This window comes from Chitinophaga niastensis (assembly GCF_003014755.1).
GTDB classification, from domain to species: Bacteria; Bacteroidota; Bacteroidia; order Chitinophagales; family Chitinophagaceae; genus Chitinophaga; species Chitinophaga niastensis.
The window spans coordinates 933248-959610 of the sequence record NZ_PYAW01000003.1 but is presented as its reverse complement, the minus strand read 5'-3'; the positions used below and the strand labels follow the sequence as shown (position 1 = coordinate 959610).

Genomic DNA, 26363 nt, shown 5'->3' with positions numbered 1-26363 from the left:
CATGAGTGATATTTTTAAGTACGGTATAGACCATCTCACTGTAGGCAAAGTGATAGACATTGCTGCAGGAAAGGTGAAGGGCGTACTGGTACCGGAAGTCATTACACGTGTACAAACCAGCTATGGGTATGTACAAACTATTGTATCACAGCATACCACGGTATACGGCATCAACACCGGCTTTGGTCCGTTATGTGATACTAAAATTTCTGAAGAAGATACCCGTGCACTGCAATACAATATCCTGCAAAGTCATAGCGTAGGCGTGGGCGAAAGTATCCCCGAAGAAATTGCCCGCATCATGCTCATCACCAAAGTGCATGCCCTGGCGCAAGGTTATTCAGGCGCTGCCCTGGCTACGCTGGAGCGTATCATCTGGCACATCGAAAACCGCGTTACACCACTGGTGCCCGAAAAAGGCTCTGTGGGCGCATCCGGTGACCTGGCGCCGCTAGCGCACTTGTTCCTGCCACTGATTGGGCTGGGGCATGTATGGTACAAGGGACAAAAAACAGATACACAATCTGTAATGCAGCAGGAAGGCATCCAGCCCATCGTGCTTGGTCCTAAAGAAGGACTGGCGCTCATCAACGGTACCCAGTTTATTTTATCTTTTGCAGTGAAAGCAGTACAACGCCTGCACAACGCACTGGAGGCGGCCGATATCATTGGTGCCTTATCACTGGAAGGACTCATGGGCACCGCCAAACCTTTTGACCCGCGCTTACATGCTATCCGTCCGTTTCCCGGTAATCAGCTGGTAGCCCACCGCCTGAAAACATTGCTGGATAATTCAGAGATCATGTCTTCGCATGTGGACTGTGGCCGCGTACAGGACCCTTACTCCCTGCGCTGTATGCCACAGGTACACGGCGCTTCCCGCACGGCATGGCAGCACCTGCAGGAGCTTACTACTATTGAACTGAATGCAGTTACCGATAACCCCATCATCTTCAGTGCTACTGATACTATCAGCGGTGGTAACTTCCACGGACAGCCATTGGCATTACCGCTGGACTACGCCACTGTAGCGGCTGCGGAGCTGGGTAATATTTCCGACAGGCGCTGTTATATGATGATTGAAGGAAGATACGGACTGCCTAAATTATTGATCCAGGATGCAGGACTGAACTCCGGATTTATGATCCCACAGTACACTACTGCTGCACTGGTAACAGAAAATAAAACGCTGTGTTTCCCTGCCAGCGCGGATAGCGTGCCTACCTCACTCGGTCAGGAAGATCACGTATCCATGGGATCTATCAGTGGCCGTAAACTCAACCAGGTAATTGGTAATCTCGAATATATACTGGCTATTGAACTGCTCTATGCCGCACAGGCAGTGGATTTCCGCCGTCCGCTGAAATCTGGTCCGGTGCTGGAAGCAGTACATCAATATACCAGGGAAAAAGTAACCTTCGCTACCAAAGACCGCATCTTTGCGTACGACATAGCAGCACTGCATAATATCATCACCGATCAATCACTGGTGCGTGTAGCCAACGAAGCCGCCGCCCAACATCAATTAACCTTAAACGGACTTTATAATGACCAGTTTGGACTTTATTAAAACATACGCGGCACACCCGCATTATAAAGCACCACATGGTGCCACCCTGCATGCTAAATCATGGCAAACAGAAGCTCCGCTACGCATGTTGCTCAACAACCTCGATGGCGAAGTAGCCGAAAACCCCGATGAACTGGTGGTATACGGTGGTATTGGTCAGGCTGCACGTAACCGCGAATCGCTGCAAAAAATTATTGAGTTGTTACTGGAACTGGATGAAGACCACTCACTACTGGTGCAATCCGGTAAACCAGTGGGTATTGTCCGCACACATCCGCAGGCTCCCCGTGTAATGCTGGCCAATAGTAACCTGGTGCCTAAATGGGCTACCTGGGAGCATTTCAACGAACTGCGTTCAAAAGGATTAATGATGTACGGGCAAATGACTGCCGGCAGCTGGATCTATATTGGTACACAAGGTATCCTGCAGGGAACCTATGAAACCTTTATGGAGTGCAGTCGTCAGCATTTTAACGGTAGCCTCAAAGGCAAGTTGCTTGTTACTGCCGGTATTGGTGGTATGGGTGGCGCGCAGCCACTGGCGGCTACTATGGCCGGTGCCGTGTTCCTCGGCGCAGACATAGACCCTACCCGCATACAAAAAAGAATAGATACCCGCTACCTTGATCGTATGACGCATTCTTATGAAGAAGCGATTCAGTGGGCGCAGGAAGCACAGGCGAAAGGAGAAGCATTGTCGATAGGTTTGGTGAGCGATGCCGGTGATATGCTGGAACGTATGCTGAAAGACAATATCATCCCCGATATCCTCACTGATCAAACATCTGCACATGATCCTATCAACGGATATGTACCAAATGGTATGTCGCTGCAAGCCGCACTGGCCCTGCGTAAGAGCGATCCTGCTGCCTATAAGCAGTTGTCACTGAAAAGCATGGCACGCCACGTGGGCTTTATGTTAACCATGCAACAAAAAGGTGCGGTTACATTTGATTACGGTAACAACCTGCGCGAATTTGCGAGAGAAGGTGGAGAAGCCAATGCCTTTAACTTCCCCGGATTTACGCCTGCATATATACGCCCTTTATTTTGCGAAGGGAAAGGCCCTTTCCGCTGGGTAGCCTTATCCGGCGATCCGGAAGATATCTACACCACCGACCGCGCATTGATGGAAGCATTTCCGGAAAATACGCACCTCATCAACTGGCTGAAACAGGCACAGGAAAAGGTAGCCTTCCAGGGTTTGCCTGCCCGCATTTGCTGGCTGGGACTGGGTGAGCGCGAAAAGGCCGGTCTTATTTTTAATGACCTGGTAAAATCCGGTAAGGTAAAAGCACCGATTGTGATTGGTCGTGATCACCTGGATTGTGGCTCCGTGGCCTCTCCCAACCGCGAAACAGAATCCATGAAAGATGGCTCTGATGCTGTAAGCGACTGGACATTACTGAACCTCATGGCCAATACCGGTGGCGGCGCTACCTGGGTATCTTTCCACCACGGCGGTGGCGTAGGCATGGGTTATTCACAACATGCCGGCATGGTAGTGCTGGCGGATGGTACAGACCGTGCAGCAGCATGTTTGAGCCGTGTATTGTTTAATGATCCGGCTTTGGGTATTTTCCGTCATGCAGATGCAGGCTATGAAAAAGCACAGGAATGGGGAGATAAATTTGGTATATCCATTTAATACAGCAGCCCATGAAAATGTTAATCGGTCCCTTTGCTCAAATACTGCCCATGACAGGGTTACCCTTAAAAGGTACGTTGCAGGATGAGCAATTGAAAGTGATAGAAAAAGGCGGCATTGTAGTGGATGATGGTAAGATCATTGCTATAGCGGAATACAAATTGCTGCAACAGCAATATCCGGAATGCGAGATCTCTTTTATAGATATCCCCATGGTGTTATTGCCGGGGTTTATTGATTGTCATACACACATTTGTTATGATGGTACCCGCAACCGCGATTATGCCATGCGTATTGCCGGTAAAAGCTATCTGGAGATAGCCCGCGCTGGTGGCGGTATATGGGACTCTGTTACCAAAACACGTGTAGCCGATATCGTTACCCTGGTAGAAAATACGGTTGCCCGTGCAAACCGCCATATAAAAGAAGGCGTAACCACTATCGAAGTAAAAAGTGGCTATGGTCTTAATTTGGAAAGTGAAATAAAAATGCTGCGCGCCATACAACAGGCGGGCATGCATACGCAGGCTACGTTGATATCTACTTGTTTGGCTGCGCATATGAAACCGCGCGATTACACTGGTACAGAAGAGGAATATCTGCAATGGATATTACAGGAACTGTTACCGGTATTGCAGGAAGAACAGCTCACTAACCGGGTAGATATTTTCATTGAAGAAACAGCATTTTCTGCGAAGGCTGCCGCCGGATTCCTGCAAAAGGCCATGCAGCAAGGCTTTGCAGCTACGGTGCATGCCGACCAATTCAGTGCAGGTGGCGCCGCGGTAGCAGTGGCTGCCGGTGCACTTTCTGCCGATCATCTCGAAGCCAGCACAGAAAAAGAAATTGCTTTACTCGCTAAATCAGATACAGTTGCTGTAGTTTTGCCGGGTGCTTCATTAGGTTTAGGCATGCAGTATGCACCGGCACGCAAATTATTGAATGCGGGTGCCTGTGTGGCCATTGCGAGCGATTGGAACCCTGGATCAGCCCCCATGGGCGATTTGCTGATACAGGCAGCTGTGATGAGTGCAGCAGAAAAATTGTCCACAGCAGAAGTATTGGCAGCACTTACCTTTAGAGCTGCACCAGCGCTGCAGTTGAAGGATGTCGGGCAGCTCATAGTAGGATACGCCGCAGACCTGCAGGCATATCCCACAGGTGATTACCGGGATATTTTATATTATCAGGGTAAGATGAAACCTGTGATGGTGTGGAAAAAAGGAGAACCAGTACAATAATTTATGATAACGAAGGAGAGCTATCAGCCCGCAGTGGCAACAAGTTGGACCGGTCGTATAGACGGTACAGACGCAGATTTTCTGCGCTGGCACCAGGTAATAAAAGTAGTGGACCTGCTGCAGGCACCTTTACCGGTATTAGCACCCAACGAAAAAGGAATGGTGCTGTTAGGTTTCGCCAGCGATGAAGGCGTGCGCCGTAACAAAGGCAGAACCGGCGCTGCAGAAGGCCCTGCTGCGTTGCGTAAAGTCATTGCTAATTTTCCGGCTCACTTCAACGCACATACGATTTTACTGGATGCAGGTGATGTCCTGTGTAAAAACGGGCAACTGGAAGAAGCACAGGAAGTACTCAGCGAAGCTGTGAAAGCTATTCTTACAGCGGGTTATTTGCCAATATTGCTGGGAGGCGGACATGAAATTACCTATGGTCATGCCAGCGGTATCCGTAAATATGCGCAAAAACAACGGGTAGGATTTATCAACTTCGATGCGCATTTTGATATCCGGGTACCTGGAGAAGAAGGCCCCAGCTCAGGCACGGGTTTCTGGCAACTGGCACAGGATTGCAAACAATCTGGAGATACATTTAATTACCTCGCACTGGGCATACAGAAAAACGGGAACACCCGTCAGCTCTTTAATATAGCCGGTGAAGAAGGCACTACCTATGTGAGTGCCGACGCATTTCATCTGAATGATAAAGACACACTGTTTGCGGCCATACAACATTTTCTGCTACAGGTAGATATGGTATACCTGACTACCTGCCTGGATGTTTTTGCAGCCCCGTTTGCACCTGGTGTGAGTGCCACCGCCTATAACGGAATTATGCCGGGAGGCCTGTTCCTGCAATGTTACCGCGCTATTTTACAGAGCGGAAAAGTAGTAAGTGCAGATATAGCAGAGCTCAATCCTTCGCTGGATATAGATAACCGTACCGCTAAACTGGGTGCTGCGCTTATATTTGAAATAGTGATGGCCTATTGCGGGGAAGATCTTAGTTTGTAGCTGTTAGCAGTTAGCTATTAGCAGTTAGTACCCGAAGGGCAGTATTTAACCGCTAAAAGCTAACAGCTAACAGCTGCCTCATGTGTACGGAACATTGTGCCAGCTGCTCTTTGGTATCCAGCTGTAGCAATTGTACGAGCGCCGACGCATTCACCGGCAAGGTGATTTTTTCTCTCTTCAGCTGTGCGATGCTGGCTTTCACAAATAATAATAACTCACTTGTATCATGCCATTGTCCCAATAGTTCACCGGCCTTTTTGGTAGGACCCACCAGCTCTTTGCTGATGTGTGATGCCGGTAATACCTGCTCCATAATAGTGAGTTGATAATACAACGTTTTCATTTGTTTGCGCAGCGCATGCCACACGGTATGATGTGCCCTGCTGCCGGGCAGGGCAGTAGACCTGTATTGATCTTTCATGTAAGTGAGCAGGGCATCAGTGCCGGATTCACTGTCTGTTTCAGCAATGGCTTCCCGGAATTTTTCCGGTAGGGCGCCTAACTGCTTGACAGAAGTAAGCTTAACGGCTGTCTGCAGTAACTCATCGGCGGTAACTTGCTTATTATGTAGTAATAAATGTGCAAATGAAAAGCGCCAGGCTATATTTTTCTCATAATGGTGCAGGTGCTTTGCCTGTAATTGCGGATCCCTGGAAGTGCCGACTATGGCTTGTATGAGTCTTAGTGTACGTAGGTATTTACCGGCATTGAAATCATAATCCGGTAGTTGCTTCGCGAGTGTAAAAAAGGCCCTGATCTTTTTTGCGCCTACACGTATTACGTGAATAGCAGCGGGATTGCCGGGTGTTTCCTGCAATTGTGCGCAGGCATCGAGTACGATGTCGCATTCCTTGCGGAGATAGTTATATAAGGCTGTTTGTAGCATTGTTACTAAAGTTAAAATAAAATTTCCGGTGATCAGGGGTATCGTATATTTTCGATATTTTTGTTGCAAATTGTCATGTTATGCAACTATTCCCCAAAGTGGCAACCACTGTGTTGCTGGCTGTGATGTGCATCCCCGCACTGGCACAGAAAATTAAGTTGGTAGATGGTGATCTGTCGCCGATAAGAGACCAGAAAAAGATCAATATGGAATTTACTTATGATCATCTGTCGGTTGGCAAAGACAACGAGAGTGATTACGTCAGAAAGAAAACAGACGAGTACAACAAAAAGGAAGCAGGTAAAGGCGATACCTGGGCTAAAGCCTGGAAAGATGACCGCCCCACCCGGTTTGAGCCTAAATTTGATTCATTATTTAATGAGAATGGCGATATCAGCGTAGGTGATTTCCCTGACGCTAAATACACCATGATATTCCATACCACCTTTATGGAACCTGGCTTTAATGTAGGGATAGCACGTAAAAACGCTTACATCGATGCAGAAGTGCAGATAGTGGAAACCGGGAATAAAAGTAAGGTGGTCGCTAAAATATCCATTGATAATGCACCCGGTCGTATGATGGGTTTTGATTTTGATACCGGCATGCGTATTATGGAAGCTTATGCCGTATCAGGAAAGAAGCTGGCCAAATTTATGGGTAAATAAATTACCTCTTTTTATCCCCTTTCATCCGCGCTGCAAAGTTCTCCTCCTGGCAAGGAGGGGCATGGGAATTTATTTTATATTTCGTATAGCCATTTCCTATAGTATCAGATGTGAAAATATTTCGCATGTATAATTGCATTTATATGTAAGTTTATTTATAAGTTTGCGGAAACTTATATTGAAAATGAAATTTATCCCCAAGGCCTTGCCACTGTTAGCATTAACAGCCCTAAGCCTGAGCGCTTCGGCTCAAAAAATCAAACTGGAGGATGGTGAACTTTCTATGTTGAAAGGAGAAACCAAAATCAATGTACTGTACACTTACGACAGCCTCAGCGTTGGAAAATTTGACAACGAAGATGACTACATCAACAAAAAAGTAACGGAGTACAACAAAAAAGAACCCGGAAGAGGTGATACCTGGGTGAAAGCCTGGAGATCAGATCGCGTAAAAAGATTTGAACCTAAATTCGACGAGCTGTTCAACAAACAAGGCAAGTTGCAGGTAGGTAATTATAAGGATGCTAAATACACCCTTATTTTCCACACTACTTTCGTTGAACCCGGCTGGAACGTTGGCGTAGCACGTAAAAAAGCGAAGATCGATGCGGAAGCACTGATTGTTGAATCAGCAGATAAAAGCAAAGTACTGGCTAAAGTAACTATCGATGGTGCACCTGGTGGTACTTTTGGTGGTTATGATTTCGACACCGGTACCCGTCTCGCTGAGTCTTATGCGATATCAGGTAAGAAACTCGGTAAGTTTATCAAAAAGAAAGCAAAATAAATACAGTTAAAAAGCCTGGTAATAATTATTGCCAGGCTTTTTTAGAATACAATTGTCTTATTGCCATGGAGGATGACCCGGTTATCAATATGTGCTTTTACCGCCCTGGTAAGCACCTGCCGCTCTATATCCCTTCCCAGCATCACGAGGTCGTCTACCGTATGTTTATGGCTTACCCTGGCCACATCCTGCTCTATAATAGGGCCTTCGTCCAGTTCATTGGTAACATAATGTGCAGTGGCTCCAATCAGTTTTACACCTCTCGTATAGGCGTTAAGGTAAGGTCTTGCTCCCGCAAAAGCAGGCAGGAAGGAATGATGAATATTGATGATGCGCTGCGGATACAAACGAACAAACTGCGGCGATAATATCTGCATATACCTGGCCAGCACAGTAAAATCAATGGCATGTTCCTCCAGCAACCGGATAGCCGCCCGCTCCTGTAATTCCTTGCTGCTGGCTGCTACCGGCAGGTAATGAAAGGGGATACCCAGCACGGTACATTCCTTTTCCAGCTTCGGATGATTGGAAATCACCAACGGAATGTCTACCGGTAATTCCCCGCTTTTCCATCTCCATAATAATTCCATCAAACAATGATCATAAGCAGATACCATGATGGCCATACGTTTGCGCCGGTCACTATAATCAATTTTCCACTCCATCTGCAGCGGAGCGGCTACCTGTTGCTGGAAAGACTCTTCCAGCATGACTTTATCCGTTAGCGCCAGCTGAAATTCCATGCGCGTAAAAAATAAACCTTCCCGGGGATCAGTACTGTGTTGACTGGCATCGAGTATATTTGCACCCAATAGGTACAGAAACTGTGATACACCGGCTACTATGCCGGGCCTGTCGGGACAGCAAATCAATAAACAGGCGGTTATATTGTTAGATTGTGTATTTAACATATACCCCAAAATAAAAAATTATAATATAATTCGCTATTGAAAAAGATAGGACTGATGTCAGATACCCATAGTTATCTGCATCCACAGGTATTTAAGTATTTCGAAGAAGTAGATGAGATCTGGCATGCCGGCGATATCGGTAATGTAGACCTTGCCAATAAACTGGAGGCTTTTAAACCTTTCCGGGCAGTATTTGGTAATATAGATGGTGCGGATATCCGTATCCGTTACCCGGAAACCTTACATTTTACACTGGAAGGAGTAGTTGTTATGATGACCCATATTGGCGGCTATCCGGGAAAATATGCCCCCGGTATTAAAGACCAGTTAAAGCTGCATCCGCCCAAACTCTTTATCTGCGGGCATTCGCATATATTAAAAGTAATGCCTGACCCGGCACTGCATTTGTTGCACATGAACCCGGGCGCCTGCGGGCAGCAAGGCTGGCACAAAGTAAAAACGCTCCTGCGATTTCAGCTGGATGCAGGTAACATTCAACAGCTGGAAGTAGTTGAACTACCCTGACAATTGACATCAACATAACCTTATAAGTTACACAACGCTATAACGTTTATGAATAAACGAATTTTACTTTTGTTGATAATAGTTTGTAGTTGCACCGCTCCGGTGGCAGCTCAAAGCAAACTGATGAAATGGCTGAAGACGGAGAATGATACTACTTATATTGAAGATCATACGGAAGATATTACCTTTCGACTGTACGGCTCTAAAAAATATACTAAATACGATATAGCAGATACAAAACAAAAGCGGCATATTTTGTATCGCCCCAACACACCGTTTAACCTGGGTTTCGGGGTAAACTACCGGTTCATAGGAGTTAACCTTGGGTTTAATCTTCCCTTCGTTAACCAACACAATGACAAATACGGGAAAACAACTTATCTCGATCTGCAAACACATATCTATTTGCGTAAACTGGTGGTAGATTTTTACGGGCAATCTTACAAAGGTTACTACATTGCTAATCCCAAAGCGGTTTTTGGTAATGATTATGCTGCCCTAAATCCTTATCCTATGCGCCCTGATATTGAGAATTTGAATCTGGGTCTCAACGTGCAGTATATTTTCAATGATAAAAAGTTTTCTTACCGGGCACCTAATCTGCAGAATGAATACCAGAAAAAAAGCGCCGGATCTTTTATAGTGGGAGCTGAGATATTTTTTGCAAAGATAGAGGGAGATTCTTCCCTGGTACCGGCTAATATTATTGACACTACTTTTTTAAGAGATGAGCACTATTATCGCAGTGGTATTGCGAGTATCGCTGCTAACTTCGGATATGCGTACACGTATGTATTTAAAAAACATTTTTTTGTATCCTTGTCATTCACAGGAGGGTTAGGTGCCAATCAAACCAGGCTTTTTTTTGAAAACGGTCATGTCAGCCACAACGTCGGATTACAGTTCAGCAACACCATCCGTGGTTCTATAGGATATAATTCCAGTCGCTACTTTGCAGGCATTCACTATGTAGGCATGACCACCCGCAGTAAAATGCCGATACCAGGCACTTATCAAACATTTGGTACCGGCAATTTCAGGGTAAGTTTAGTCCGCAGGTTTGCATTGAAAAAACCATTGTGGAAAACAAAAGAGATTTAACTCTGTGAAGGTGTGATCCACTTGGTTTTGGAAGGCGCCTGGTACTTTTCCATTTGTAATAACAGTCCCTCAATATTATCATTGCATAACAGCATATCACGGTTTTCTGCTGTAAGGAAACCCTTTGCCGTCATGGTGTGAGAGAGTTGGTTGAGTGCATCATAAAAGCCATTTATATTCAATAATCCTATTGGCTTTTTATGCAATCCTAACTGGCCCCAGGTAAGCATTTCAAAGAGTTCTTCCATAGTGCCGAAGCCGCCTGGCAATGCAATCACTCCATCGCACAATTCATTCATTTTAGTTTTTCGTTCGTGCATGGTATCTACCAGTATTAATGCTGTTAACCCTTCATGCGCGAGTTCTTTTTGTTGTAAAAAATGAGGGATTACACCAATTGCTTCACCACCGGCATTTATTGCACCATCTGCTACAGCGCCCATCAGGCCTACTTTTGCGCCACCATATACCAGCCCTATATTGCGTTTGGCCAAAGCGGCGCCTAATAAGGTGGCCTGCTGTGTATATATTGGATCCTGCCCCGCACTGGAGCCGCAAAAAACCACAATTCGTTTCATATATCTCAGTTATAAAGTTTCAATTTCTGTTTGTATGTTTTGCCTGGCGGGCTTTTCATACAATGTGCTGAATGTACCCGTACAATAAATAGCAGGCATTCCAAGGAAGTGCTGCAACACTTTTTTACGTCCGGGATTGTATACTGCATTTGGATAGATCGCGTATTCCTTTGCTGTCTGTTCAGTTCCAGCCAGGTAGTCTTTATATCTGCGGGCATAAACAAGGGAGGCTTTAGGCGGGCAAGTTAAAAAGAAATAGCCGCATAAAAAAAGAGACCGTCTCGCTGTTGGAGACGGTCTCTTTTATATTTTCAAACGTAGATGATTACGCTTTTTTGGCAGCTTCTGCACGGATTACGTTCAGTGCACCACCAGCTTTAAACCACTCAATCTGTTGTTGATTGTAAGTATGGTTTACTGCAAACTCGTCTGTGCTGCCATCTTTGTGATGCAGTACAATAGTGAGTTGTTTGCCTGGAGCAAAAGAAGTCAAACCGAGGATATCGATATTGTCATCTTCCTGAATTTTATCGTAGTCTTCTTTGTTAGCGAAAGTCAGACCCAGCATACCCTGTTTTTTCAGGTTGGTTTCGTGGATACGGGCAAATGATTTCACCAGTATAGCACGTACACCAAGGTGACGGGGTTCCATGGCAGCGTGTTCGCGGCTGGAGCCTTCACCGTAGTTTTCATCACCTACTACTACTGCACCTAAGCCAGCAGCTTTGTAAGCGCGCATGGTAGCAGGAACTGCGCCATATTCGCCGGTTAATTCGTTCTTAACGGTATCGCTTTTATCGTTGAATGCATTGATCGCACCAATCAGCATGTTGTTGGAAATGTTATCCAGGTGGCCACGGTATTTCAGCCATGGACCTGCCATAGAGATATGATCCGTCGTACATTTACCTTTTGCCTTGATCAGCAGTTTCAGACCTTTCAGATCAGTACCTTCCCATGCAGCAAATGGCGCCAGCAGTTGCAGACGATCAGAGGTAGGAGATACTTTCACCTGAACAGCACTACCGTCAGCAGCAGGTGCCTGGTAGCCGGCATCATCTACCGCGAAACCTTTGGTAGGCAGTTCAAAACCAACTGGTTCATCCAGCATTACTTCTTCACCATTTTTGTTCTTCAGTTTGTCGGTCAGTGGGTTGAAAGACAGAGAGCCTGCAATCGCCAGTGCGGTAACAATTTCCGGAGAAGCTACAAATGCGTGGGTAGAAGCGTTACCATCATTTCTCTTCGCGAAGTTACGGTTGAAGGAAGTGATGATAGAGTTCTTACGGGTAGGATCGTCAATATGACGCGCCCACTGGCCTATACACGGACCGCAGGCGTTGGCCAGTACTACACCACCAACCTGGTCAAAAGTATTCAGTAAACCGTCTCTTTCGATGGTAAAACGTACCAGTTCAGAACCCGGAGTGATAGTGAATTCGGATTTCATATCCAGTTGCTTGTCGATGGCCTGTTGAGCCAGGGAAGCAGAGCGGGAAATATCTTCGTAAGAAGAGTTGGTGCAGGAACCGATCAGGGCTACTTCCAGTTTTTCAGGCCAGTTGTTTTCTTTCACCGCCTGTGCAAATTTGGAGATAGGCCATGCCAGATCCGGAGTGAACGGACCATTTACATGTGGTTCCAGTTCATTCAGGTTAATTTCAATTACCTGGTCGTAGTATTTAGCAGGATCTACATATACTTCAGCATCAGGACGCAGGTGTTCTTTTACGCCGTCAGCCAGTGCAGCTACTTCAGCTCTGCTGGTCACTTTCAGGTAGTCAGCCATTTTGCTGTCGTAACCGAAGAGAGAACAGGTCGCACCGATTTCAGCACCCATGTTACAGATAGTACCTTTACCGGTAGCGCTCAGGCTATCCGCACCTTCACCAAAGTATTCCACGATAGCGCCTGTACCACCTTTTACAGTGAGGATACCAGCAACTTTCAGGATAATATCTTTAGCGGAAGTCCAGCCGCTCATTTTTCCTGTCAGCTTCACACCGATCAGTTTCGGCATTTTCAGCTCCCAGGGTAAACCTGCCATTACATCTACTGCATCAGCACCGCCAACGCCAATCGCCACCATGCCTAAACCGCCGGCATTAGGGGTGTGGGAGTCAGTACCGATCATCATACCACCGGGAAATGCGTAGTTTTCCAGCACTACCTGGTGGATAATACCAGCACCTGGTTTCCAGAAACCAATGCCATACTTATCAGAAATAGAAGAAAGGAAATCGTAAACTTCTTTATTGGTGTCAATAGCAGTTGCCAGATCTTCTGTAGCGCCTACCTTGGCTTGTATGAGGTGATCACAATGTACCGTAGAAGGAACCGCTGCCTGATCACGACCACAGGTCATAAACTGGAGCAATGCCATCTGGGCGGTTGCATCCTGCATTGCTACACGATCCGGAGCAAATTCAACGTAGGATTTGCCTCTCTCATAAGGCGAGGTAGTAGGTGCATAAAGGTGAGCGTACAAAATCTTCTCGGCAAGTGTGAGCGGGCGACCTAACATCTTACGGGTTGCTTCCACCTTACCCGGTAGTGCCGCATACACTTTTTTAATCATGTCAATATCAAACACCATGGGAAAAAAATATTTTAAGAGCGGTTAAAAATTGCACGCAAAATTAACTAAAATCAGCAAGTTTTTAAATTAAATACTGAAGCCTGTACCATCCCAACATAAACTTTCTATACTTTAACGCAATGTTTAAACACTTTCCTGACAAGGAAATGGGGTTATTATTGTGGCTTCAAAAAGTAGTATTTATTGTTATATTAAAGTTATCGCGGTTGCTTAATTTACCATTCCCGCACTTAAAGAAGCCCATCCCGCATAAACTTACTGATATTCAGGCCACTACAGAAGCAGCAACGATCCCCGGTTTTCTACTTGGTTTTACGGCAGGAATTTGATAAATTTGGTTCATGAACCGGATAAAAGATTTTGTGGAATGGAAGGCGTTCGGTGTATGTGCTGCTATAGGAGATAAACTAGGAGTAGCCACTTCCCGGATACGTATCTTTTTCATTTATGCCACTTTTCTGACGATGGGGTCCCCACTCATCGTATATATGATTCTTGCTTTCTGGATGAACATGAAGCACTATATCCAGAATGCCAGGAGAAATCCGCTACGTTATTTATAACTCATCATTGCTACTGCTAAACAACAGCAAAGCATTCATGCATAGCTATTAAATAAAAAACACCGCCGGTGGGCAGTGTTTTTTTTATGGTGATAATATTTTTATTCCAGGTGGAAATTTGTCATTGCATAATAATGATTCTGCAGCTCATTTAACGTGATAGGCTCATTCAATCCCCGCGTTTCATCCCGGTAGTGAAGCTCTAGTAAGGGTTTGTGTCCTTCTGTGTATAAACGTACGGAAAACGGCCCTCTCACATACAAATGACTACCATTTGAAGAGGCAGCCTCGTCTTTATGAAATTGCAACTTTAGCAATTCAGCTTCTGAAAGATGAATAGGATAGAGGTTGTCAAGGTCATACCAAAATTCATTGTTATCACTGGTAGCAACCAATACCTTTTTATCTTCATGATCTATCTGCAAAATCTTTCCCTCTTTCTCTGCCCCAGCATAGTTTGTGATAACGGTATCACCTGATTTTAATGCATTGATACTAATCATAGTGAGCTGATTTTTGTGTTTCATGAATTTACATAAAACAAGGCAGAATAAAAAAGGTTATCTCACTACTTTTCTGATCTCTACCAGTTTCTCCAGGAGCTCTTCCAGCAGATCCAGGCGCAGCATATTGGCACCATCAGACTTCGCTTTGGAAGGATCCGGATGTGTTTCAATGAATAAACCATCTGCACCGGTAGCAATAGCTGCTTTGGCAATGGTACTGATCATTTGCGGATTGCCACCGGTTACACCGCTGGTTTGGTTTGGCTGTTGCAGGGAATGCGTACAATCCATTACTACAGGCTCTCCCAGGTGTTTCATGATAGGAATATTACGATAATCCACTACCAGGTCCTGGTAACCAAAGGTGGTACCGCGTTCTGTCAGCATGATATGGTCGTTGCCAGCTCCTTTGATCTTTTCCACGGCAAATTTCATGGACTCACCACTGAGAAACTGTCCTTTTTTTACATTCACCACTTTACCTGTTTCTGCAGCAGCAATCAGGATATCTGTTTGTCTGCAAAGAAATGCAGGTATTTGTAATACATCTACGTAAGCCGCTGCCATGGCAGCTTCTGCAGCAGAGTGAATATCTGAAGTAACCGGTACATTAAATGTTTTTCCTATTTTCTGCAGCAGTTCCAGCCCTTCTACATCACCAATACCAGTGAAAGAATGCACACTGGTACGATTGGCTTTACGATATGATGCTTTAAAAATATATGGGATAGCTAATCTTTTACAGATAGTCGTTACTTTTTCCGCTACTGTCATCAGTATTTCTTCTTCTTCAATCACACATGGACCTGCAATCAGGAAGAAATTTTCCGGGTTGTATTGCTCTTTGAACAATGATTTTAAATGCTTCATATTTTATTAAAAATTGGGTCATTTAATAGAAGGTGCAAAGATAGTCTTTCTCCCGATTAGACTGATTATGCTGATTACGCCGATTTTGTTAAACTTTTAATGTCTTTAAGATGAACAAAAGAAATCGGGTAATCCGCATAATCAGTCTAATCATGTGAAAAGACAAAATTGTCATAGTATTGTAATGCCAAAACAATCAATATAACCCGTGGGAGTTTTTATTGTTATAGCATTGTCAAGCGCTGAGATGTGGTGTGCGGAAATATCCGCGAACCCGTTAATATTACGGTCCGATTTAAAAAATAGCTTACAATTATAGTTTTGTATGAAGAAAGATAAGATTCTGCTTATTGGTGCCTGTGGACAAATAGGCGTGGAGCTGACCCTGGCGTTAAGGAAAATGTATGGAGATGCCAACGTACTGGCATCCGATCTGCGTGAAGAGCATGATTTGCTGAAAGGAACCGGACCCTATGTGTCGCTGGATGTAATGAACAAGGAAATGTTGCATGTACTGGTTATCAGGCACAACATCACCCAGATCTACCTGCTGGCGGCGATACTGTCTGCTACCGGCGAAAAAAATCCTTTACTGGCCTGGCATATCAACATGCAAAGCCTGCTGAATGTACTGGATATTGCGAAAGAAGAAAATCTTGACAAAATATACTGGCCTAGTTCCATCGCTGTTTTTGGTCCTAATTCACCGGCAATGGATACACCACAGCACACCATCATTGAGCCTACTACCATTTATGGTATCAGCAAATTTGCAGGTGAGCGCTGGTGTGAATATTACAACCACCGTTTTGGCGTAGACGTAAGAAGTTTGCGTTATCCCGGCCTGATCAGCTACAAATCAGCACCTGGTGGTGGTACCACAGACTATGCGATTGAAATTTTCCATGAGGCGAAAGAACATAAAAAATATACCAGCTTCCTGGCTGAAAATACGTACCTCCCAATGATGTACATGCCGGATGCTATCAGGGCTACCATTGAACTGATGGAATCTGATGCCTCCAAAATATCTGTGCGTTCTGCATATAATCTGTCCGGAATGAGTTTCTCTCCAAAAGAAATAGCAGCAGAAATCAAACAACATATTCCAGCGTTCACCATCGCCTATGAGCCGGATTACCGCCAGCAGATTGCTGATGGCTGGCCCGATAGCATTGATGACTCCCTGGCACGTAACGACTGGGGCTGGAAACACGAATTTGACTTGAGCAAGATGACGGCGGATATGCTGGCAAATATTTAGCGGAGATTGTCTTTCTCCCGATTAGGATGATTATACTGATTACCCTGATTTTATTTTTTTGAGTATAGAAAGATTTAAAAAAGATTAGCGAAGATTAAGCGAATAATATCGCTTTGATCTTCGCTAATCTTTTTTAAATCAAAAAAATAAAATCAGGGTAATCAGTATAATCATCCTAATCGGGAGAAAGACAATCTATTCTATAAATCCTACTGCTACGGTGGTGTTATTAAATTCATCTATCAGTATAAAAGCGCCATTGGCGGGATTTGTATGATAGGAATCTGCAAATATCGGGGCAGCAGTTTTAAGCGAAATTTTACCGATATCATTGAGCCCCATATCAGCTTTATCTGCTGTTTGGAGATGGCTGGTTACATCTGTTACGTAGTTGATTTGCTGCACTTTTGCTTTCACACGGTTAATACCATGCTGCAATAAATACGTTTTGCCGGCAGTTAGTTTTTGCTGATCCATCCAGCAGATGTGCGCACTCACTTCTTTTAGCTGTACAGGCACTTCTGTGGCCTTTACCAGCATGTTACCGCGACTGCTGTCTATTTCATCTTCCAGGGTAATGATCACGCTTTCACGTGCATGCGCTACCGTTAATTGTTTTTCAAATTGTTCAATTGTTTTGATCCGGCTTTTTTGTCCGGAAGGCAATGATACTACTTCATCCCCTACATTAAAATGGCCGCTGGCCACTTTACCGGCAAATCCGCGAAAGTCGTGGTACTCGGTAGTTCTGGGCCTGATCACGCTCTGTATAGGGAAGCGTGCCGGATGTAAACGATCTTCATGATCAAAAGACACCTGTTCCAGGTATTCCAGCAAAGTAGCGCCTTCATACCAGTTAATAGCACCGGTACGTGTTGCTACGTTTTCGCCATATAAAGAGGAGATGGGAATGAATTTTACTTCCTGTCCCTTAAACCCTGCATTGTCCAGCATTTGCTGGAAATCTTCCATAATCTGATTGAAGCGGGCTTCACTATATTCCACGAGGTCCATTTTATTTACACAAACTACCAGGTACGGAATACGCAGCAGGTTGGCAATAAAAAAGTGACGGTGTGTTTGTTCCACAATACCTCTGCGGGCATCAATCAGGATCAGTGATACCTGTGCATTGGAAGCACCGGTTACCATGTTGCGGGTATATTCAATATGCCCCGGCGTATCCGCAATAATGTATTTGCGGGTTGGTGTGGAAAAATAAATGTGTGCTACATCTATCGTGATGCCTTGCTCACGTTCTGCTACCAGTCCGTCAGTTAATAAGGAGAGATCTGTAAAATCAAGTCCTTTGCGCTTGCTGGCGGCATGGAGCGCTTCCATTTTATCCTGCGGAATAGAATTGGTGTCATATAATAAACGGCCAATCAATGTGCTTTTACCATCATCTACACTACCGGAAGTGGCTATACGTAAAACCTCCATATTGTTTTAGCTTTTAGGTTTTAGCTATTAGCATTTAGCTTATAGCCAAAGAAATTTGTTCAAATAAAATTAATGTGCATAGAAAACTAAAAGCTAAAAGCTAATAGCTAACAGCTGCTAAAAGTATCCTGCTTGTTTTCTCTTTTCCATAGCGGCTTCTGAGCGTTTGTCATCTATACGGGCACCACGTTCAGAGATCTTTGCTTCCATGATTTCGGCAATGATATCTTCCAGTTTATCCGCTTCAGAAACAACAGCTGCGGTACAGGTCATATCACCTACAGTACGGAAACGTACTTTCTGGCGGTAAGGCACTTCATCAGCAGTAGTATTGAGATAAGGAGAATAAGGCCAGTAAAGTCCATCACGTTCTATGATCTCTCTTTCATGAGAGAAATAGATAGAAGGAATTTCCAGTTTTTCACGGCGAATATAGTTCCATACATCCAGCTCAGTCCAGTTGGAGATAGGGAATACCCTAACGTTTTCGCCTATATTAATTTTTCCATTGAGGATATCAAACAGTTCAGGGCGCTGCATTTTAGCGTTCCATTGTCCAAATTCATCGCGTACAGAAAAGATCCTTTCTTTAGCACGGGCCTTTTCTTCATCACGGCGGGCGCCACCAATGCAGGCATCAAATTTACCTTCTTCGATAGCATCCAGGAGGGTAACGGTTTGCAAAGCATTTCTGCTGGCATATTTGCCGGTTTCTTCCTGCACTTTTCCCTGGTTAATGCTATCCTGTACATTTCTTACGATAATATCCAGGCCCAGCGTATTTACCAGCCAGTCGCGGAATTCAATGGTTTCAGGAAAATTATGTCCAGTATCCACATGTAATAGGGAAAAGGGAATTTTACCGGGGTAAAAGGCCTTCTGTGCCAGTCTTACTAAGGTAATAGAGTCTTTGCCACCTGAAAACAGGAGCACTGGTTTCTCAAACTGAGCAACTGTTTCCCTAAGTATGTAGATCGCTTCATCTTCCAGCGCCTGTGGAAATTCCCAATTTATTTGATTAGTCATAGACTATATTTAAAACTTCAAAATCCTTGTACCTTGTTTAATATGCTATCCGTGCAGGCCGCATTCTTTGTGCGACTGTTCCCACCACCACCGGCCGGCGCGCGGATGTTCTCCCGGCTCAATGGCACGTGTACACGGTGCACAGCCAATGCTCACGAAGCCTTTGTCGTGCAGCTTGTTATAAGGTACCTGATGTGTTGCCAGGTAAGACAACACTTCATCATAACCCCAGTGAATCAGCGGATTGTATTTGTAGAGACGGCGTTGCTCATCCCATTCGAGGGTTTCCATGCTATGGCGGTTTTCTGATTGCTCCGCACGTAGCCCGGTAATCCATATTTTAACACCTTCCAATGCTCTGTTCAGTGGTACTACCTTGCGAATGCCACAGCATTCCTTGCGGTTTTCCACTGATTCGTAAAAGCTGTTGGGACCTTTTTCAGCTACCAGCTTTTCTACCGCGGATGTTTCCGGGAAAAAAACTTCCACAGGTTGTTTATAACGGGCCATTGTGAGGTCCATCAGGTCGTATGTTTCCTGAAAAAGCCTGCCCGTGTCCAGGGTGAATACCCTGACCGGTAAATGGTTGCGCCAGATAATATCTGATATCACCTGGTCTTCCTGGCCAAAAGAAGTAGAGAATGCTACAGCGCCGGGATATTGTTCCAGTAAATACTGTATAGCTTCCACTATCGGTTTGTTGGCAAGTGCGGTGGTAATGTCTGTCATGTAGATCTTCCTTATTAATTGTATGTCTAGTGCCAGCGGAGTAATTACAGCTACTCCGTAAACAAAAATACATAAATCCTATAAAAAAGATAGACTAATAAAATAAAAAATTACACATTACCTATGAAAGGCCCTGTGGTAGCGAGAAATATATCGGAAGCAGGATTAACAAAACACTCCAGTAGGGAGATAATATCGGTAGCCGGCCAGATTGCCGGCTGTAACGTTTGGTGTAGTATCCCCGGTTATGAATTCCGGGTAAGGATATCTTTCAAGGTCTTATTCTCCAGTATTTTTAAGGCGGAGTCCCTTACTTTACTCATGACTTCGTTAAGGCCGCAAACAGCTTCATCACGACAGTTTTCGCAACGTTCGTAATAGTTCAGACTCACGCAGGGGAGCAGGGCAATAGGCCCGTCCAGCAAGCGGATAATCTTAGCCAATGCAATTTCTTTTGGAGGTCGCAGGAGGTAATAACCACCACCTTTTCCTTTTTTACTACCCAGAATACCTGCATTCTTCAATTCCAGCAATATATTTTCCAGGAATTTGATAGAGATATTTTTTTCCTGTGCGATTTCTGAGATAAGGATGGGTCCTTTATCCATATTCTCTGCCAGGTGTACTAGTGCGTGAAATGCGTATTGTGTTTTTTTTGATAACATACTGACTGGTTTGCATCCCCCCGGATGAACTATAGGTCGGTGAACATTTTTGACCAAACAAAGATAAGCTGTTTTTAGCTGTTAGCTATTAGGCCCAAAGACAGGCACTGACAGATAAAAACTAAAGGTTCAGCACATCTCTCATGGTGAATACCCCTGTCTTGCCTTTCAGCCATTCTGCGGCAACAACGGCACCTGCGGCAAAACCTTCCCTGGAATGGGCAGTATGCGTAATGGTGATATCATCAATGCCGGAGGTATAGGTAATGGTATGTGTGCCCGGAGCCGGATCTATGCGTTTGGAAATGATAGACAGGGTTTCCGGTTGTTTGCTTTCTTCATTTGCCCAACCTGTCTTACGTGTTACAGACGCCAGTACCTGTTCTGCCAGTGTAAGGGCAGTACCGCTTGGTGCATCTTTTTTGTGTGTATGGTGAATTTCTTCCATCCATACATCATATTGCGACTGACTGGCCATCAGGGCGGCCAGCTTCTTGTTTACTTCAAAAAATATGTTCACACCAATGCTGAAGTTGGTAGCATGTAAAAACGCCTGCTGCTTTTCTGCACAAATCGCTTTTATTTCAGGCAATTTATCCAGCCATCCCGTGGTACCGCAAACTACGGGTACATTGGCTTCAAAGCACTTTAATACATTATGATAAGCTGTTTCAGGAGTGGTAAATTCAATGGCTACGTCTGCCTGTTCCAGGTGTTCCTTTGCCAGCGGGTGTTTACTGTTTGCCCGGAGCACTATTTCGTGCCCTTTAGCAGTAGCAATAGCATCTATTGCCTGTCCCATTTTACCATATCCGATGAGCGCTATTTTCATGACCCTTGCTAATTGTATGTTGATATTGATTGATAGTTATCAGCGACCGGCAACGTACCGGCTATTACCAGCTTTTTTGCCTCCCAGCGAAATATTCACACCTATGCCCAGTGTACGGTTGTTGATCAAAGTAGGTGATATACGCATACTGAGATCACTGGACATATCAAAGGTGCGCAGATGCGCGAATACTGTGGCATCTGCAATATTTAAACCATACGCCAGCACAAAGAATAATACAGAGTAATCCACGTTTTGCCGGTAGTAATCCCTGTATTGTTTTAATCCCTCTGCATCCTGAATCAGGTTGGCATATTGATCTACAATACCAGGGTTGCCATTCTTACGTATGCGGTAGGCATCCCGGAAGGATTTGTACAATTTCATGTTATCAATGAAAAAATAAGTACAGGTACCCAATGCGGCATATACCAGTGGTATTTTCCAGTACTCTCTGTTGTAAGCCTGTCCCAGGCCGGGTAATACGGCGGAGTACAAAGCTGCTTTACGCGGACTATGAGGCAGTGGTGTTGCCACTGCGAAGGTAGAATCCTTGTAGTGCTTTGACTTAAGGGTATCTGTTCCGGGCGCCTTGGTGAGCCGGATCACAGTATCCATTGTTTTGGCAGCCGGACGTAAAGTATCGTGCTGTGCCCGCAAGGGAACAGACATAACAATCGTCAGCAATACCAGGAAAAAGTAACGTAGTGAATGAAACATGTATCCAGCCTTCTTAGCCACCGTATATATCTATTTTTTCGAGGATACTATCCAGCTCTTCATCTGAATAGAATTCAATCAAAATGCTGCCTTTACCGCTTTTGCCTCTGTCCAGTTTCACTTTTGTAGAAAAATGAGAAGCCAGGTTGTCCTGTATCTTCTGGAAAGCCGGCGGTAATTTTATTTTTACAGACTTCTGTTGATGACCCTTATCTGCCTGGTTAATTCTGCGTGCCAGTTCTTCTGTTTGTCTTACAGACAAACCGTTTTTCAGTATTTCGTTATACAGAAAAAGTTGGTTCTCCACATTTTCAACACCGGTCAGTACACGGGCATGGCCCATGCTGAGTTGTGCGTTACGCACCGCTACCTGGATATCAGGCGGCAGCTTCAACAAACGTATATAGTTGGTTACAGTACTTCTTTCTTTGCCCATACGGTCGGCTACCTGCTCCTGTGTAAGGGTGCATTCTTCCATTAACCGTTTGTAACTCAATCCCACCTCAATGGCATTCAGGTTTTCGCGCTGAAGATTTTCCAGCAGCGCCAGTTCCAGCAATTCCTGATCATTTACCTGACGGATGTAGGCGGGGATGTCTTTCAAACCAGCCATTTTGCTGGCTCTTAAACGTCTTTCCCCTGCAATGAGCTGGAATTTCTTATTGGTGATCCTGGCAACCGTAATAGGTTGAATAACATCGTGCAGCCTGATAGACTGGCTCAGCTCCTGTAAAGAAACCTCATCAAAGTCACGACGCGGCTGTTTCGGATTGGTCACAATCTGATCCAGCGATATGCGTTCCATACCGGTTGCAGCCGCAGCCGCTTTTTCGCCCAGGGCGCCAGCGGTTTGCTTCAGATCAGTATCTATGTTTTGAAGCAGTGAGCGGATGCCTTTACCCAACGCCTCTTTCTTACTTGGATTGGTCATCGTTAATAGCTAGGATTTTGTCTTTAGATTTAATTTGTGTGTAATCATGTTTCTGCAGAATTTCTTTTGCCAGATTCAAATAATTGATGGCACCTGTGCTGGCTGCATCGTACATAATTACAGATTTACCAAAGCTGGGAGCTTCACCCAGTTTGGTATTGCGGTGTATGATAGTGTTAAAAACGCTTTCTTCAAAGTGTTGTTTCACCTCATCCACCACCTGGTTGCTCAGGCGCAAACGACCATCATACATGGTCATCAGGATGCCTTCAATTTCCAGTTCCTTATTCAGATTGCTCTGTACAATTTTAATGGTATTCAGCAATTTTCCCAAACCTTCCAGTGCAAAAAATTCGCATTGTACCGGGATAATCACGGAGTCAGAGGCCACGAGGGCATTTACAGTAATCAAACCAAGTGAGGGAGAGCAGTCAACTATAACAAAATCATAATCATCTTTTACGCTATCTATCACCTGTTTCATCACTCTTTCCCGGGTAGGATGATTGATGAGTTCCATTTCCGCACCTACCAGGTCTATATGGGAAGGCATTACTTTCAGGTTGGGTGTATCGGATTCCAGTACGATATCTTTGGCCTGAACATCATTCACCATGCAGTCATACAGGCTTTGCTGCACATTGCGCAGGTCAAAACCAAGCCCTGTGGTGCTGTTTGCCTGTGGGTCGGCGTCTACCAGCAGTGTTTTAAATTCCAGCACAGCCAGGCTGCTTGCCAGGTTTATTGCACTTGTAGTTTTTCCTACGCCACCTTTCTGGTTAGCGATTGCGATTATTCTAGCCATTGTGTAATTTAAAAATTCAAAGGTTATTTATAGGATAAAGGATAAATTAGCAATGATCGCCTCTTCCTCAAATCTCTATGGTACTTCCTATTTCAGGTAGCAATAGATCCAGACCAGCATCTTCAAATTGTTGCACGGCCTCCTTTGTGTCAATCTTAACGTAGCCGAAAGTATCGTAGTGTACACCGATTATTTTATCGCATTCTATCAGTTCAGCTGCAGCAATGGCATCTTCTATGCCCATGGTGAAATTATCGCCAATAGGTAACACTGCAAAATCCAGTGCTGCTATTGTCGGTATCTGTTCCATATCCATTGTGAGCGCCGTATCGCCGGAATAATAAAAATTGCCTTCTTCCGTCATAAACACAAATCCCATAGGATTGCCACCATAGGTACCATCGGGTAAGCTGCTGGAATGCTGTGCCACCACACATTTTACGGTGCCAAAGTCAAATTTCCATTTACCACCGGTATTCATGGGATGCAATTTCTCTATGCCCTGCTTACCTGCCCAGGTAACTATCTCAAAATTAGATACTACTGTGGCATTGGTTCTCTTTGCCAGCTCCACAAGATCCGCAGTATGATCCTCGTGACCATGAGAAACAAAAATGTAATCCGCCGTTATGGCATGGATGTCTACTTTTTTCGCCAGCTCATTATGGGTGATGAAAGGATCAAAAAGAATCCTTTTACCCTTTATTTCCACCGCAAAGCAGGAATGTCCGTAACAAGTATATTTCATCGTCTAACCAATTAACAATTAATATGTAATAATTGAGAATTTTGTATCTTGTATCACCTCAATTAATTGCTATTAATCCTTCACCTTTATTTAAAAGTAGCCCCAATCGGACAAAAATACAACGATTAGGTAAAATTCGGGCGCTGTAGTATATTTATTTATACACAAACTGTTCGCAGAACAGTTCCCTCAACATGTTAATGGGTTAATTATTAGCCAGTTTCAGCAGGGGTAAGATTAATATATTAAGAAAATATTAAAATTATCTACAATAAGCCCGGTCGGCCAGCAAATGTAATGTTTCTCTCTTCCTAATAAAAAAAATAAAAACATACAATTCATCCGCGTGTTATTCGTCTACATACCAACAACCAACTGGTTTTAACTTTTCTGACCAGATAAGTTGTATTAAATTGCTTGTTCATTTTATATCTATATTAAATTTTCATAATGCGATCTGGGTTAAATTCCGTCATCCTTATAGTTTTCCTCCTTTTATTGGATATTTATGTATTCCAGGCCATACGGGCCATGGTGTATATGTCTACCCCCAGGGTAAGAAATGTTACCTATACTGTTTATTGGTTGATATCTGTCAGCTGTCTGATAATGATAGCATTACTGCCTTATATTAACTGGCATAACTGGCCGGCTCAGCTGAAATCCTATCTGATGGCCATTTTCATAGGACTGGTGCTGGCTAAACTGTTAACAGCTGTATTCCTGTTAATTGACGACCTGCGCAGAGGAGTGTTATGGGTGTTTCGCAAACTTACCGGCGAAAGCCAGGCGGTAGCTATGGAAGGCGTGGTAAGCGGCTTATCCCGATCCCAGTTCCTGAACAGACTGGGGCTGATTGCCGGAGGATCACTGTTTGCTACCCTCGTATATGGCTTCTCCAACAAATACAATTACCGGGTACATAAAATAAAAATGAGCTTTAAGCATCTGCCAGCCTCATTTAAAGGCTTGCGCATTGTGCAGATATCAGACATCCACTCCGGCAGCTTTGCCAACAGGGAAGCTGTGTTAAAAGGAGTAAAGCTGATCAACGACCAGAAGCCGGACCTGATACTGTTTACCGGCGATCTGGTGAACGACCGTGCCGATGAAATGCATGAATGGATGGATGTGTTTAGCCAGGTAAAAGCCCCCATGGGCGTATATTCTACCCTTGGTAATCACGACTATGGCGACTATTACCCATGGCCGGATAAAACGCCCAATGGCTACAGCGCTTTGCAGCATGAGAACCTGGAACGCTTAAAAGCCATTCATGGAGAACTGGGCTGGAAGCTGATGATGAATGAAAATGCTATCCTGGAGCGCAATGGTGAACAGATTGTTTTGCTGGGCGTAGAAAACTGGAGCGCACTAAAACGCTTCCCGCGTTATGGCGACCTGAAACGCGCTTACGAAGGCACTGATCATATTCCGTTCAAGATCCTGTTGTCACACGATCCAACCCATTGGGATTCACAGATACGTACCGATTATCCGGATATTGCGCTCACGCTGGCCGGCCATACCCACGGTATGCAGTTTGGTATTGAAATACCCGGACTGAAATGGAGCCCTGCACAATACTTTTATAAAGAATGGGCAGGACTGTACAAAAATGGCGAACAATTCCTTTATGTAAACAGAGGTTTTGGTTTCCTGGGTTATCCGGGCAGAGTAGGTGTACTTCCTGAAATTACCGTCATCGACCTGGTATAATTTATGAGCTGAACGAC

Annotated in this window: 26 protein-coding genes; 11 read left to right on the top strand and 15 right to left on the bottom strand. The window is 44.6% G+C overall.

What is annotated here, in order from left to right; translation table 11 throughout:
* The first annotated feature begins 1 nt into the window (after window position 1).
* The 4 genes from hutH to hutG are packed head-to-tail and all read left to right on the top strand — an operon-like array spanning window position 2 to window position 5470.
* Window positions 2-1570: a histidine ammonia-lyase gene (gene hutH, locus CLV51_RS18475; RefSeq protein WP_106529525.1), complete on the top strand. Its 1569-nt coding sequence runs from the start codon at window positions 2-4 to the stop codon at window positions 1568-1570.
* Complete coding sequence (gene hutU, locus CLV51_RS18470) at window positions 1548-3218, top strand: urocanate hydratase (protein ID WP_106529524.1); 1671 nt, start codon at window positions 1548-1550, stop codon at window positions 3216-3218. Before hutH ends, hutU begins: the two co-directional genes overlap by 23 nt.
* Before the next feature lie 11 nt (window positions 3219-3229).
* A complete protein-coding gene (hutI, locus tag CLV51_RS18465; protein ID WP_106529523.1) occupies window positions 3230-4459 on the top strand; it encodes an imidazolonepropionase in 1230 nt (409 codons plus the stop codon).
* Between the two features lie 3 nt (window positions 4460-4462).
* Window positions 4463-5470: a formimidoylglutamase gene (gene hutG / locus CLV51_RS18460; protein ID WP_106529522.1), complete on the top strand. Its 1008-nt coding sequence runs from the start codon at window positions 4463-4465 to the stop codon at window positions 5468-5470.
* 52 nt (window positions 5471-5522) lie between these two features.
* Here the strand turns inward: hutG and CLV51_RS18455 are convergent, their stop codons facing one another.
* Complete coding sequence (locus tag CLV51_RS18455; protein ID WP_106529521.1) at window positions 5523-6356, bottom strand: CHAD domain-containing protein; 834 nt, start codon at window positions 6354-6356, stop codon at window positions 5523-5525.
* Window positions 6357-6436: 80 nt separating this feature from the next.
* On the opposite strand from CLV51_RS18455, the gene CLV51_RS18450 reads away from it, so the two are divergent.
* Window positions 6437-7024, top strand: a complete 588-nt coding sequence (locus tag CLV51_RS18450) for a hypothetical protein (protein ID WP_106529520.1) — start codon at window positions 6437-6439, stop codon at window positions 7022-7024.
* 184 nt (window positions 7025-7208) lie between these two features.
* Window positions 7209-7811: a hypothetical protein gene (locus tag CLV51_RS18445; RefSeq protein WP_106529519.1), complete on the top strand. Its 603-nt coding sequence runs from the start codon at window positions 7209-7211 to the stop codon at window positions 7809-7811.
* Window positions 7812-7852: 41 nt separating this feature from the next.
* Here CLV51_RS18445 and purU read toward each other — a convergent pair whose 3' ends face one another.
* Entirely contained in the window at window positions 7853-8722 is an 870-nt protein-coding gene (gene purU / locus CLV51_RS18440) for a formyltetrahydrofolate deformylase (RefSeq protein ID WP_106529518.1), read from the bottom strand.
* Between the two features lie 54 nt (window positions 8723-8776).
* Between purU and CLV51_RS18435 the strand changes: the two genes are divergently transcribed.
* Both CLV51_RS18435 and CLV51_RS18430 read left to right on the top strand, forming a co-directional pair.
* Window positions 8777-9247: a metallophosphoesterase family protein gene (locus CLV51_RS18435; protein ID WP_281261528.1), complete on the top strand. Its 471-nt coding sequence runs from the start codon at window positions 8777-8779 to the stop codon at window positions 9245-9247.
* Between the two features lie 123 nt (window positions 9248-9370).
* On the top strand, window positions 9371-10348 hold the full coding sequence (locus CLV51_RS18430) for a DUF4421 domain-containing protein (RefSeq protein ID WP_158267059.1): 978 nt from the start codon (window positions 9371-9373) through the stop codon (window positions 10346-10348).
* On the opposite strand, the gene CLV51_RS18425 is transcribed toward CLV51_RS18430, so the two are convergent.
* Window positions 10345-10926: an LOG family protein gene (locus CLV51_RS18425; RefSeq protein ID WP_106529515.1), complete on the bottom strand. Its 582-nt coding sequence runs from the start codon at window positions 10924-10926 to the stop codon at window positions 10345-10347. The two genes, CLV51_RS18430 and CLV51_RS18425, sit on opposite strands and share 4 nt — an antisense overlap.
* 325 nt (window positions 10927-11251) lie before the next feature.
* Entirely contained in the window at window positions 11252-13522 is a 2271-nt protein-coding gene (locus CLV51_RS18415; RefSeq protein ID WP_106529513.1) for an aconitate hydratase, read from the bottom strand.
* Window positions 13523-13866: 344 nt separating this feature from the next.
* On the opposite strand from CLV51_RS18415, the gene CLV51_RS18405 reads away from it, so the two are divergent.
* Complete coding sequence (locus CLV51_RS18405) at window positions 13867-14088, top strand: PspC domain-containing protein (RefSeq protein WP_106529511.1); 222 nt, start codon at window positions 13867-13869, stop codon at window positions 14086-14088.
* A 101-nt stretch (window positions 14089-14189) separates the two neighbouring features.
* Here CLV51_RS18405 and CLV51_RS18400 read toward each other — a convergent pair whose 3' ends face one another.
* Together CLV51_RS18400 and kdsA are read right to left on the bottom strand one after the other, a co-directional pair.
* A complete protein-coding gene (locus tag CLV51_RS18400) occupies window positions 14190-14615 on the bottom strand; it encodes a hypothetical protein (RefSeq protein ID WP_106529510.1) in 426 nt (141 codons plus the stop codon).
* A 33-nt stretch (window positions 14616-14648) separates the two neighbouring features.
* Window positions 14649-15464 (bottom strand): 3-deoxy-8-phosphooctulonate synthase, encoded by an 816-nt coding sequence (gene kdsA / locus CLV51_RS18395; protein ID WP_106529509.1) that lies wholly within the window; start codon window positions 15462-15464, stop codon window positions 14649-14651.
* 325 nt (window positions 15465-15789) lie between these two features.
* Between kdsA and CLV51_RS18390 the strand changes: the two genes are divergently transcribed.
* Entirely contained in the window at window positions 15790-16728 is a 939-nt protein-coding gene (locus tag CLV51_RS18390) for an NAD-dependent epimerase/dehydratase family protein (protein ID WP_106529508.1), read from the top strand.
* Window positions 16729-16923: 195 nt separating this feature from the next.
* Here CLV51_RS18390 and CLV51_RS18385 read toward each other — a convergent pair whose 3' ends face one another.
* From CLV51_RS18385 to CLV51_RS18345, 9 genes are all read right to left on the bottom strand, one after another.
* A complete protein-coding gene (locus tag CLV51_RS18385; RefSeq protein WP_106529507.1) occupies window positions 16924-18171 on the bottom strand; it encodes a sulfate adenylyltransferase subunit 1 in 1248 nt (415 codons plus the stop codon).
* A gap of 117 nt (window positions 18172-18288) precedes the next feature.
* A complete protein-coding gene (cysD, locus tag CLV51_RS18380) occupies window positions 18289-19197 on the bottom strand; it encodes a sulfate adenylyltransferase subunit CysD (protein ID WP_106529506.1) in 909 nt (302 codons plus the stop codon).
* Between the two features lie 45 nt (window positions 19198-19242).
* On the bottom strand, window positions 19243-19926 hold the full coding sequence (locus CLV51_RS18375) for a phosphoadenylyl-sulfate reductase (RefSeq protein ID WP_106529505.1): 684 nt from the start codon (window positions 19924-19926) through the stop codon (window positions 19243-19245).
* 245 nt (window positions 19927-20171) lie between these two features.
* On the bottom strand, window positions 20172-20591 hold the full coding sequence (locus CLV51_RS18370; protein ID WP_106529504.1) for an RrF2 family transcriptional regulator: 420 nt from the start codon (window positions 20589-20591) through the stop codon (window positions 20172-20174).
* A gap of 121 nt (window positions 20592-20712) precedes the next feature.
* Window positions 20713-21423 (bottom strand): 4-hydroxy-tetrahydrodipicolinate reductase, encoded by a 711-nt coding sequence (gene dapB, locus CLV51_RS18365; RefSeq protein ID WP_106529503.1) that lies wholly within the window; start codon window positions 21421-21423, stop codon window positions 20713-20715.
* A gap of 39 nt (window positions 21424-21462) precedes the next feature.
* Window positions 21463-22164, bottom strand: coding sequence for a DUF5683 domain-containing protein (locus CLV51_RS18360; protein WP_146151317.1), 702 nt, complete (start codon window positions 22162-22164; stop codon window positions 21463-21465).
* Complete coding sequence (locus CLV51_RS18355) at window positions 22157-23074, bottom strand: ParB/RepB/Spo0J family partition protein (protein WP_106529501.1); 918 nt, start codon at window positions 23072-23074, stop codon at window positions 22157-22159. Before CLV51_RS18355 ends, CLV51_RS18360 begins: the two co-directional genes overlap by 8 nt.
* Window positions 23058-23879 (bottom strand): ParA family protein, encoded by an 822-nt coding sequence (locus CLV51_RS18350; protein WP_106529500.1) that lies wholly within the window; start codon window positions 23877-23879, stop codon window positions 23058-23060. The genes CLV51_RS18355 and CLV51_RS18350 overlap by 17 nt, the downstream gene beginning before the upstream one ends.
* A 67-nt stretch (window positions 23880-23946) precedes the next feature.
* Window positions 23947-24627: a metal-dependent hydrolase gene (locus CLV51_RS18345; protein WP_106529499.1), complete on the bottom strand. Its 681-nt coding sequence runs from the start codon at window positions 24625-24627 to the stop codon at window positions 23947-23949.
* Window positions 24628-25077: 450 nt separating this feature from the next.
* On the opposite strand from CLV51_RS18345, the gene CLV51_RS18340 reads away from it, so the two are divergent.
* The gene (locus CLV51_RS18340; RefSeq protein WP_106529498.1) at window positions 25078-26346 is read left to right on the top strand and encodes a metallophosphoesterase; all 1269 of its coding nucleotides are present in this window, start codon (window positions 25078-25080) and stop codon (window positions 26344-26346) included.
* Window positions 26347-26363: the final 17 nt, after the last annotated feature.